The following is an 11,037-nucleotide window of genomic DNA, read 5'->3' as shown; positions in this document are numbered from 1 at the left end:
ATTTGCCTTGCAACCTGTTGCCAATCAGTACGACCTCTCTGTAAACATTATACCATTAACACCGGTAAGACCAGGCATGGTTACCCGTTACCGGCTTGAATACAGGAATACCGGTACGATGGTAGCAACCAATGCGAAACTTAAATTTATAAAAAGCGGAAAAACAATAATAACCGGTGCGACACCTGCTTATGCCGGTATCTCAGGTGACACATTAACCTGGAACCTTAACACGCTAAACCCTGCTGCATTTGGTGCTATTGAAATTCAGAGCCTGGTTGCAGTGCCCCCAATTGCAAATTTTGCAGATTCAATGTATTCGAAAGTTATCATCACGCAGTCCGACACAGACGTGCGACCATTTAACGATACTGTCAAACTGAGGCAACTGATTACCGGGTCATACGATCCTAACGATAAGATAGAAACTCATGGTGGCTATATGAGCCGGGCACAGGTGAATAATGGCGAATACCTCAATTACATAATACGCTTTCAGAATACCGGCAATGACACAGCATTTAAAGTATTGATCAGAGATACCCTTGAAAACAATCTTGATGCAGCATCATTGCAGATGATCGGGTCGAGCCACGATTATACACTTCAAATTACAGACAACAACAAACTGGAGTGGAACTTTGAAAACATCTTACTGGCCGATAGCAATACAAATGAAAAGGCGAGCCATGGTTACCTGGTGTTCAGGATTAAACCGCAGGCTTTTGTTACCAATGGAACTGTGATCAGTAACAGGAGCGATATATATTTTGATCTTAACCTGCCTGTCCGCACCAAAACGGTTCAGACCCTGATCAGGGATCTTCCTCAGGCGCCGCCAAAACCATCATTAGCTATTGATTCGGCATATTGTGGAGCAATTGTGCAGCAAAAAATTAAAGTGAATAATCCAGGCAATTATTTCAAAGCAAAAGTGATTGTTGGAACGGCTTCATTACCTGTCAGCCCTGATAGTGTCTTTAACATCAGTCCGAAATTAATACCGCCCGGAAGCTATACGGTATTGGTTCAATACATCAATGAAAGTGGCGAAAGCTGGCTCATTGTGCCGGTTAAGATTACGAGCCCGGTGACACCTGAAGTTGGCTTAACTTCGGGAACTACAACCATCAGTAGTCTCTCTGAAGTTGCTATGCTCACTGCAACAAACAAAAAGTCCGGTGGTCCGGCTCCACGTTACACCTTTGCAACAGACAGGAACTTCACAAATATTCTGCAGGCTGAAAGTGCATCAGCTACATATGTTCTTACTGCCGACAAACTTGTTAATGGCAGCAACTGGATCTATGTCAGGATGAAAACCAGTGAAGCTTGTTACACGGCAGTTAATGCTATAGATAGTATTAAGATAACGAAGAGCCTGATGACCACAAGTGTGACTGATGTGGATAATCCGGGTGTCACAATAGCTGGTTATCCGAATCCGTTTATCAGTGACTTTACCTTAAAAGGTTTACTTGCAAGCAAAACTTATAGTGTGATCATCTATGATGCGAGAGGAGTGGTGATAAATTCTTATAAGTTCAGCAACAAAACGATTCATACGCTTAATACTTCGCAACTTGGTACCGGTACTTACTGGATCAGTATCAGGGACGCTAAGAAAAACAAGCTGATAGGTACACTGAAGGCAGTTCGCAGTTAAGTCGAATAGAAAAACAAGCTTATAGGTACACTAAAGGCAGTGTGCAGTTAAGTCGAATAATTGAACATTAAAATCCGGAACCCATTACCCGCTACTTGGAGTAAGCGGTTAATGGGTTCCGGATTTGCTTAATACCCATAAGTCATTGCTGTAAATAAAATCTGGCTGATCATGTGTGCCACCATATTTACCCCACGGCCATTTACACGATTAAAATGTTTTTCCTGATGAAATACAGTTGTTCACCATTGGTTTGAAGTATCTGGGCGTATAATAGCAGTCCCGCAGTCCCTTGAGCTATTTCAAATTCGTCTTAATGGGGTTTTGTAATAAAGCCAGGCACTGTTACTTCTTCGCACCAAAATATTTGACCGATATACCGGTCAAAGCCGCCTAAGTTTGACCGGTATATCGGTCAATTTTCAAATCGCTCCAAAAAGACATGTAATTATAGGATTCGCCCAAAAATAGATATGTAATAATAGGCTGCAAGCGATATGGTGGTAATGCAAGCTATATGGTGGTAAGCAAGGTATTCGTTATCATTTCTGTCCATCTTATCATTTCTGCGCACCCAAAAACTCTCCTTTATTAAAAATCATCACCTGGTTGTATTGGCCTTTGCCAGGCCCTGAAAATTCTATCCTTGCCGAACCTGAGCGAAAAACATTTGGGTTCAGGGCTTCAAGCCTCATTTCTTTATTGCCGGGAATGCTCAGAACGAGATCATCTTTGTCGAGGGCGATAGAAATCTTTTCTTTATCTGATGATCCAAACCGGTAGGTTCCGGTATAGGCAGTCTTCAGGCTATCCGGCAGTCGCAATACAGGTGCATCCATTATGGATTTTGAGAACGGCTGATCATATAATATGTTAACGATATTCCTGACCATCCCACCTACCGCACTATTGTTTGCGTTACTGAGGGCAATGATACAAGTGTTGTCACCAGGGAAGCGGTTTATATTCGATTTATAACCCTGAATATTTCCATCGTGCGACACTCTTTGTTTTCCATATAAAGAGTCCGTGAACCAGCCAAAACCATAATTACCTTTGTCCCGATGATACATAGCAATTAATGATAGTTTATTTAAAAACTTACCTGATTGCAGCGCTTCGTGCCATTTAGACAAATCACCGGTTGTACTATAAATCGCACCGGTTGCGTAGGAAATTGATGGATGAACAGCAGGAGTAAGGCGTTGAAAGTTCTTAAAATACATCCCATAACCCCTGGCAAGTTTAGCTGTATCTTTTGGAGGACCAAAACTTGTATGGTTCATTTCAAGAGGTTTGAATATATATTTTACCAATGCTTCACTATATGGCATCCCTGTTATTTTTTCAATCACATAACCTAATAAAGTATAACCGCTGTTACTATACATGAACTTCGTGCCGGGTTCGAAATTGAGTGGTTTATCCCTGAACCAACCGATCATAACTTCCAGTGTAGCCTCCTTTGTTTGATCAGAATTGCGAAATCCCTGGTCCTGTACATAATCGGGAAGGCCGGAACTATGAGTTAATAAATGCCTGATCGTTATTTTATCGGCATTGGGAAATCCAGGATAATATTTCGACAAATTGTCTTCAACAGAAACCTTTCCCGATTCCTGTAATTTCATGATCAGTGCCGAAGTAAAGGTTTTAGTTATAGAAGCAATATTATAAATAGTCTCCTCACCGTTATGGATCTTGTTCATGACATCACTGTAACCATAACCCTTGTGCATTAACAGCTTTCCATCTTTTATCACGAAAACGGTGCCCGTAAACTCCCGGTTTTCAAAACCGGCATTAACAAGACTATCAATCCTGTCGGATTTTTTTTTATCAAACTTTTTTTGAGCAGACTTTTTTTGAGCGGTTGCAGTTAAGTGAACTACTATTACAACCAGCGATATCAATATCATTTTTTTCATATAAAATATTTAGACTACAAAGTGACCGCAGGAAATGGCGCAAAAAAAACTTAACCGATAGAGTGTTCAACCTTTTCTACCGGTATGGGTATCTGGCCGATCAGTTTAATCCGGAGATTGTATATTTTGCATCATTGGCTGTTTTGTCGTCTTTATAGAATTTAAACAGCCGTTTATCGGTTAGATTATGTGGCTGGTGCAAAAAATCGCAATTTGAAGCCATGAACATCGAAAAAATATTGCATACTGTTTATACGAGGAAACCAGTAAGGCCTGCATTACACTTACTATTCTGGGCGGGACTGATATTTATACAACAATACCTGGTCAGTATCTCATTTAACAACTTCCACGGATGGCCTCAAAGCAGGGTATTTGCAAATATTGTCACCGGCACTGTTTGTAATGCTATATTTTATTATCCTTTTGTTTACTGGGTAATTCCCCGGTATCTATACCGGAAAAGATTCGCGGCAGCTGTCACAGGAACCTTTGTTTTGCTCATCATTTATGCGCTGGCCGATATTGTAAGGGAGGAATTGATAATAAAAACCTGCTCAGCCTGCATGGCCGCCCTAGAAAGGGACAATTCCGGATATGCGCCTTTTCTTGGAAAACAAGTTACCGGCAGGTTAATGTTGAAGGTGCTGAGCCTTGGCAGTCTCATTGGTTTAATCTTTAACATCGCGTTACCATTAAGTATTAAATATGCGATCATGTTTCTCCGGCAACAGATTTTATCTTTAAAACTTAGTCAGGAAAATTTACAGCTTGAATTCGATTTTCTAAGATCACAGGTAAACCCGCATTTTCTTTTCAATACGATGAATAATATTTACGGACTGATCATGAACGATGAAAAGAAAAAATCACTTGAAACTGTTGCTGGTCTCACCCAGTTTCTGCGTTACTCCTTATATGAAAGTAATAGCGATAAATTGCCTGTGGAAAAAGAGGTTCAACTGATGAAAAATTATATAGATCTTGAATCTATACGCCTGAATCATATAAATGTGAATTTTAATTATGAAAGTGACGGATCGATAAAGAATATCGCTCCTCTTTTATTGATCCCGGTTATAGAGAATGCTTTTAAACACACGGAAGATGCAGAAAATGCCAATATCAATTTTGATTTTATAATCAAAAAGAATCATATAATTTTCAGCGCAGATAATTCAAACACTGGTTTAAATAATAATCAGGAAATAGGTAATAATCAGGAAAAGGGTGGGATAGGCCTGGCTAACCTGCAAAAGCGTTTAAATCTTTATTATAAAGACAGGTTTTACTATAAAGTTAGCACGACAGGGGAACAATATGCAGTTTCAATCAATATAGAATCACATGAATGAGATCAGATGTATGATAGTGGATGACGAACCACTGGCACGTGATATTCTTAAAAATCATATTGCTGCGACACCAGGCCTGGTTCTTATGAAAACCTGTATAAATGCTTCTGAGGCATATGAAGGCATTCATCAACATACGATTGATTTAATCTTCCTTGATATCCAGATGCCCGTAATTACCGGTACTGAATTTTTGCGATCACTTAGAAAACCACCACTGGTAATATTTACAACTGCGTACCACAACTATGCAGTTGAAGGCTTCGAGCTGAATTCTGTTGATTATTTACTAAAGCCCATCACTTACGATCGTTTTTACCAGGCCATTGAAAAAGTCAAAGAAAGGAGGAGAGCTAATATCGCTGTAACGCCAACACCTATGGTGGATTATATTTTCATCAAACAGGACTCGAGATTAACTAAAGTTCTATTCAATAATATCCGGTATATTGAAGCTGAAAAAGATTTCAGCAGCGTTTACCTGCACGATAAAAAGATATTGGCAGGATTGCATCTTAAGCTTTTTGAATCGCTGCTACCAGAAAACCTTTTTGTCCGCGTTCACCGCTCTTTCATCATAAATTTAAGCAAGGTTAATTCAATAAATGGTAACATGGTTGAACTCGAAAAAACTGAAATTCCGATAGGTGCCAATTATAAAGAAAACCTGCTTAAGAAACTTGGAATCGGGCTATAAATCCAATTAGCTCCATACGCCGGATGATTGAATTCAGTATCTTCCGTGGATTAAAAGTTTTTACATGCACAAATTACGATCCCTGTTTGCTTTCGTTTTTATTATGATGATCATTTCATGTGATAACCATGAACAGCATGGGCTTACAGATGAAGGGTTAACAAATTTTCGTGCTGATACGCTAAAAAAATATATCGCTGTGCTTTCTTCAGACTCCTTTTTGGGTCGCATGCCTTTTACGGAAGGTGAAACACGAACAATAAATTACCTGGAAAAGGAATTTGCGTCACTTGGTCTTGAACCCGGGAATGGCAAAAGTTACCTGCAGGATGTGCCAATGGTAAATATCCTCGCAACGGCGGCACCGTTTATGAAAGTTCAGGATCCACGCGGAAGTTTTAACCTGAAGGCATATGATGATTATGTGATCTGGACCGATAAAACCGATTCGACGATTTCATTAACCGAAACAGAATTGGTTTTTGCAGGATTTGGTGTAGTTGCACCCGAGTATCAATGGAATGACTATGAGGGCCTGGATGTAAAAGGCAAGGTAGTGATGGTAATGGTCAACGATCCTGGTTTCTGGATTGGTGATACTTCCTTATTCAAAGGGGCGGAAATGACCTATTATGGCCGGTGGACTTATAAATTTGAAGAAGCTGCCCGACAGGGTGCAAAAGGCTGTTTGATAGTTCATAACACAGCTGCCGCCAGTTACCCTTTTATAGTTCAGCAGAACGGCTTCAACAGCCCCAGACTGCAACTCGATAACCGCGGTAAAGATGTAAAAAACTGTGATGTTATCGGTTGGATCAATGAACAATCGGCCAACCGGCTTTTCGAAGCGGCGGGTATGGACAGTACAATGCTGACCCGCGCCAATAAACGCGGATTTAAGGCAGTGCCCTTGAATCTCAAGCTTAGTACTACAATGAAAGTACAGGCCACTTATAATATGAGTCATAATGTGGTTGCTAAAATACCCGGTACAAAAAGGCCGGATGAGGTCATTATTTATAGTGCACACTGGGATCATTTTGGTATTGCAAAACCTGATGAAAGCGGGGACTCTATATATAATGGCGCACTTGACAACGCAACCGGTACCGCCGGTTTACTAGAGCTGGCCAGGGTTTTTCAAAGCCTGAAAGTTAAGCCGGAGCGAACCATTGTATTTTTGTCGGTAACTTCCGAGGAACAGGGTCTATGGGGTTCAGCATATTATTCCCAAAATCCTGTTTTCCCATTGACAAAAACGGTTGCCAATATTAATATGGACGGTCTGAATCCATATGATTCCTCGAAAGATATAATCATAATAGGCAAAGGCCAATCCGAGCTTGAAGACTATCTTAAAGCAGCTACTGAAAAACAAGGCAGGGTGCTTGCGTTTGAAACACATCCTGAAGCTGGTTATTATTATCGCTCTGATCATTTTAATTTTGCCAAGGTAGGAGTACCGGCACTTTACACAAAACGTGGAGTAGACATCATTGGCAAAGGCGCTGAATATGGTGAAAGGCTGGAAGCTGAATACCGGGATAAACATTATCATCGTCCATCTGATGAATTTGATCCATCCACCTGGACAATGATTGGTGGTATCGAAGATTTGAAGTTAATGTTTATGGTTGGCAAACGCCTGGCATTCGAAACAAGGATGGTGGAATGGAAAAAATCTTCTGAATTCAAACAGATAAGAGATAAGTCTATTTCAGGTAAATAATACTGAGCTTTTGAAACTGTGCTTCTGATATTGTACTTCTGATACTGAGCTGCTAATACTGAGCTTCTGATACTGAGCTTCTGATATTGAACTTCTGATACTGAACTTCTGATACTGAGTTCCTGATACTGAGCTTCCCACTACTTTGTGTTAATTGCACACTTTGCAAGTGGTCTACGCAATAAATACCCACTTACATGGCGCCTGATGGCACGATTCTTTTACTTAAGTATAATTGTTGTTCGTGTGTTCTATATTGTTGTCGTGTGTTCTATTTAGTTAGAGTTGGCTTAGTTTCTCCCCACAAAATAAATAAGTTGATCCCCCTTCAAAATCCAATGTCTGAAGACAAGATTTTTCTAGGTAATCCAATGTCCAGAGACAAGATTATTAGGGTAATATTCTGTTCTTAATGCAAAGCAATATCCTGTGTTTGATAAAACAGAAGCATATTCAAATTGAATCCTAAAACATCATCATTAAAATCTTAAAACATCAACATTTAAAATTTATGACAATGAAAATTTCAAAATTAGTAGCTGCGACATTTATTGTTTGTTTTGGATTTACAGCTTGTAATTCCATCGATAGCGAGATTGAACGCGATCTTAGTAGCCTGGACGCTTATCTTGATTCTGTTAAAAGTATAAAACCTGTTTATTCAGAAGAAAGATGGGCAGAAATCAAAACTGAATATAACCGTACTATCGACAAAGTGCAGGTAGCTGGTAAAGAGCTTTCCAATGACGCCAATAAAAAGCTGGAAGAAGTAAAAGCTGAATACAACAAATTAAAAGATGAATTCGAAGTTCATATCGCAGATAAAAAGAAGGAAGCTGAAGCAAATGATTATAAAGCAAACCTTCGCAAATCATTGTTTGGTGAAGAACAGGTTGGAACGGATATGCAATTTACCTGGGTTACCGGTAAGAATGCCCTGCCCGTTTATGATCGCTTCGTAAACACCGTTAAGGAAAACCGGGATAAATATAGCCGGGAAGACTGGGATGAAATCAAAACACTTTATGAAGCGCTTGATACCAGGAAAAATGAAATCGAAAAAGACCTTCCTTCTTCAGACAACCTGAAAATAGCTAAGCTGAAAGTACAGTTTTCAGGTCTTAAAGCTGTCAGACGTCCAGCCTCAAAAATTGGTGAAAACGAAAAAGCTAAAGATGATAAAAGTTAATAAATGATAATCTTAAAAGGCATAAGTCCTTTCTATAATATATAGTAACCTTCTCTTTTTAACCCCCGGGTAAAATCAAATAGCTATCGTTTCCTTGAAATGGTAGCTTTTTTTTGCTTTTTTTTCAACAGATAAAACATTTACCTTCCAAGGCAATTTATCTCATTGAAATAATTCCAGGTTGGTGTCTTACATGCGTTATTCTTATTTTTTTAAAATATTCGTTTTCCTGTTCTCCGCGGTATTTATAATCTCTGCACAGGTCAGGGCTCAAAAAAAGAACTCAGGTTTCAGGTATCATATCCGCAAAACCACCAGTCCGGTTGTTATTGATGGAAAAATGCAGGAGCTCGCCTGGGATCTTGCCGACTCTACTTCAGAGTTCTACATGTCACTTCCAATGGATACCAGCCTGGCGAATGTACGTACCCAGGTAAGGATGACCTATGACGATAAAAATATCTATATCATCGTCCATTGTTATAATAAACTTGCCGGCCCATATATGGTCGAATCGCTAAAGCGCGACTTCAGTTTTGTAAAAAACGACAATTTCATATTTTTTATGGACCCTTTTGATGCCCGCACCGATGGATTCAGTTTTGGCGCCAATGCAGCTGGCGCCCAATGGGATGGGAGTATGTATGAAGGCGGGAAGGTTGATTTAAACTGGGATACTAAATGGATATCAGCAATTTCGCAGGATGATATCAAATGGGTTTGGGAAGCAGCCATTCCATTTAAAAGCATCCGCTATAAAAAAGGCATTAATGAATGGGGAATAAATTTTAGTCGAAATGATCTGAAAACAACAGAAAAATCTGCCTGGGCACCAGTTCCACGTCAATTTCCAACAGCAGCCCTCGCCTATACCGGTACCCTGGTCTGGGACACTGCGCCCCCGGCAGCGGGTACCAATGTTTCAATCATTCCTTATGTATTGGGCGCTGTGGCCACCGATCATATTAATAACAAACCCACGGATTATCGATACGATATTGGTGGAGACGCAAAAATCGCAGTAACCTCATCACTGAACCTTGACCTTACCGTAAATCCTGATTTTTCACAGGTCGATGTTGATCAGCAGGTCATCAACCTAAACCGATTTGAGTTATTTTTTCCTGAGAAAAGACAATTTTTTCTTGAGAATGGTGATTTGTTTAACAACTTTGGATACCAGGATATCAGGCCTTTTTTCTCCCGTCGTATTGGACTAAATGCACCTATACAGTTTGGCGCAAGGCTTACCGGAAAGATCAACAAACAATGGCGGGTAGGTATAATGGATCTTCAAACGGGGCACTCAAATACCAATGATGCAGCTGCACAGAATTTTGGCGTGGTTACCTTGCAACGTCGTGTTTTCTCAAGATCCAATATTGGTTTCATCTTTATTAATAAGCAGGCCACTGAAACCTGGAAGTCAACCAGTCCTTCAGCTAATTATAACCGTACTGCAGGGCTTGAATATAATCTCGCTTCGTCAAATAATTTATGGACTGGTAAGTTACTTGCTTTAAAATCATTTACACCGGATGTGAAATCCACGGACCAGGTAGTTGCCGGGCATCTGCAGTATCTGAGTAAATACTGGACGATCTATCTCCAGCATCAATACGTTGGAAAAAATTATAATGCTGAAGTTGGATATATTCCGCGCAGTGGTTTTAATAAGATAAGTCCTTTAGTGTTGCATAATTTTTTTCCAAAAAGTGGTTCAGTATTAAGCCATGGAGTCCAGATCCTGTCTAATTATTATTTTGATGAGAATTTTAATAAGACAGATAATGAAAGTACGCTTTCCTATATTCTTACGTTTCGCAATCGTACAGTTTTTACTCTTAGCGGAATCAACAGTTACGTAAAACTTTTAAAACCTTTTGATCCTACAAATACCGGCGCTCCCTTATTGCCGGTTGGGTTTGAAAACCACTGGAATTCTGTCCAGGCACAATTTGTATCTAAACCACAGTCTTTATTAACATATCTGTTCGACGCGATTTATGGCGGATACTATAATCATGGCAAACGGGTCAGTACAACTGCGCAGGTTGGTTATCGTTTTCAGCCATTTGTGAATATTGCTTTGAACGCTAACTACATTGACTTGAAAATGCCTTCTCCTTATGATCATTATAAGTTCTGGCTGATAGGTCCGCGTATAGATGTCACCTTCACTAAAACACTGTATTTTACAGCCTTTGTACAATACAACGAACAAATCAAAAATGTGAATGTGAATACGCGTTTGCAATGGCGCTATAAGCCTGCTTCCGATTTATTTATAGTTTACGGAGATAATTTCGATCCATCTCCATTTACCTCAAAAAGCCGGCAATTTGTGCTAAAATGGACTTATTGGTGGAACGTATAATTATCGGTGTAATGTTTGATTTTTGGTGGAGCGTATAATATTGATGTAACGTTTAATTATTGGTGGAGCGTATAATTATTGATGGGATAGTTCTCT

7 protein-coding genes are annotated in these 11,037 nt (G+C 39.7%); 6 read left to right on the top strand and 1 reads right to left on the bottom strand.

The window, feature by feature from the left end:
* Positions 1–1,666, top strand: a 1,666-nt coding sequence (locus VK664_RS24595) for a T9SS type A sorting domain-containing protein (RefSeq protein WP_461401373.1), incomplete at its 5' end; no start/stop codon positions are given.
* A gap of 560 nt (positions 1,667–2,226) precedes the next feature.
* Here VK664_RS24595 and VK664_RS24590 read toward each other — a convergent pair.
* Complete coding sequence (locus VK664_RS24590; RefSeq protein ID WP_461401372.1) at positions 2,227–3,594, bottom strand: serine hydrolase domain-containing protein; 1,368 nt, start codon at positions 3,592–3,594, stop codon at positions 2,227–2,229.
* Positions 3,595–3,815: 221 nt separating this feature from the next.
* Between VK664_RS24590 and VK664_RS24585 the strand changes: the two genes are divergently transcribed.
* The 5 genes from VK664_RS24585 (at position 3,816) to VK664_RS24565 (ending at position 10,941) form a co-directional block, all read left to right on the top strand.
* Entirely contained in the window at positions 3,816–4,949 is a 1,134-nt protein-coding gene (locus VK664_RS24585) for a sensor histidine kinase (RefSeq protein ID WP_461401371.1), read from the top strand.
* On the top strand, positions 4,942–5,646 hold the full coding sequence (locus tag VK664_RS24580; RefSeq protein ID WP_461401370.1) for a LytR/AlgR family response regulator transcription factor: 705 nt from the start codon (positions 4,942–4,944) through the stop codon (positions 5,644–5,646). Before VK664_RS24585 ends, VK664_RS24580 begins: the two co-directional genes overlap by 8 nt.
* A 64-nt stretch (positions 5,647–5,710) precedes the next feature.
* Complete coding sequence (locus VK664_RS24575; RefSeq protein ID WP_461401369.1) at positions 5,711–7,375, top strand: M28 family metallopeptidase; 1,665 nt, start codon at positions 5,711–5,713, stop codon at positions 7,373–7,375.
* Positions 7,376–7,892: 517 nt separating this feature from the next.
* Complete coding sequence (locus VK664_RS24570; RefSeq protein WP_461401368.1) at positions 7,893–8,564, top strand: DUF6565 domain-containing protein; 672 nt, start codon at positions 7,893–7,895, stop codon at positions 8,562–8,564.
* Between the two features lie 193 nt (positions 8,565–8,757).
* Entirely contained in the window at positions 8,758–10,941 is a 2,184-nt protein-coding gene (locus VK664_RS24565; protein WP_461401374.1) for a carbohydrate binding family 9 domain-containing protein, read from the top strand.
* Positions 10,942–11,037: the final 96 nt, after the last annotated feature.

The sequence above is a fragment of the Flavitalea sp. genome (assembly GCF_035489435.1).
Taxonomy (GTDB): domain Bacteria; phylum Bacteroidota; class Bacteroidia; order Chitinophagales; family Chitinophagaceae; genus DATHKG01.
Note: the sequence above shows the minus strand (reverse complement) of the source record. Positions and strands in the feature narration are given on the sequence as shown.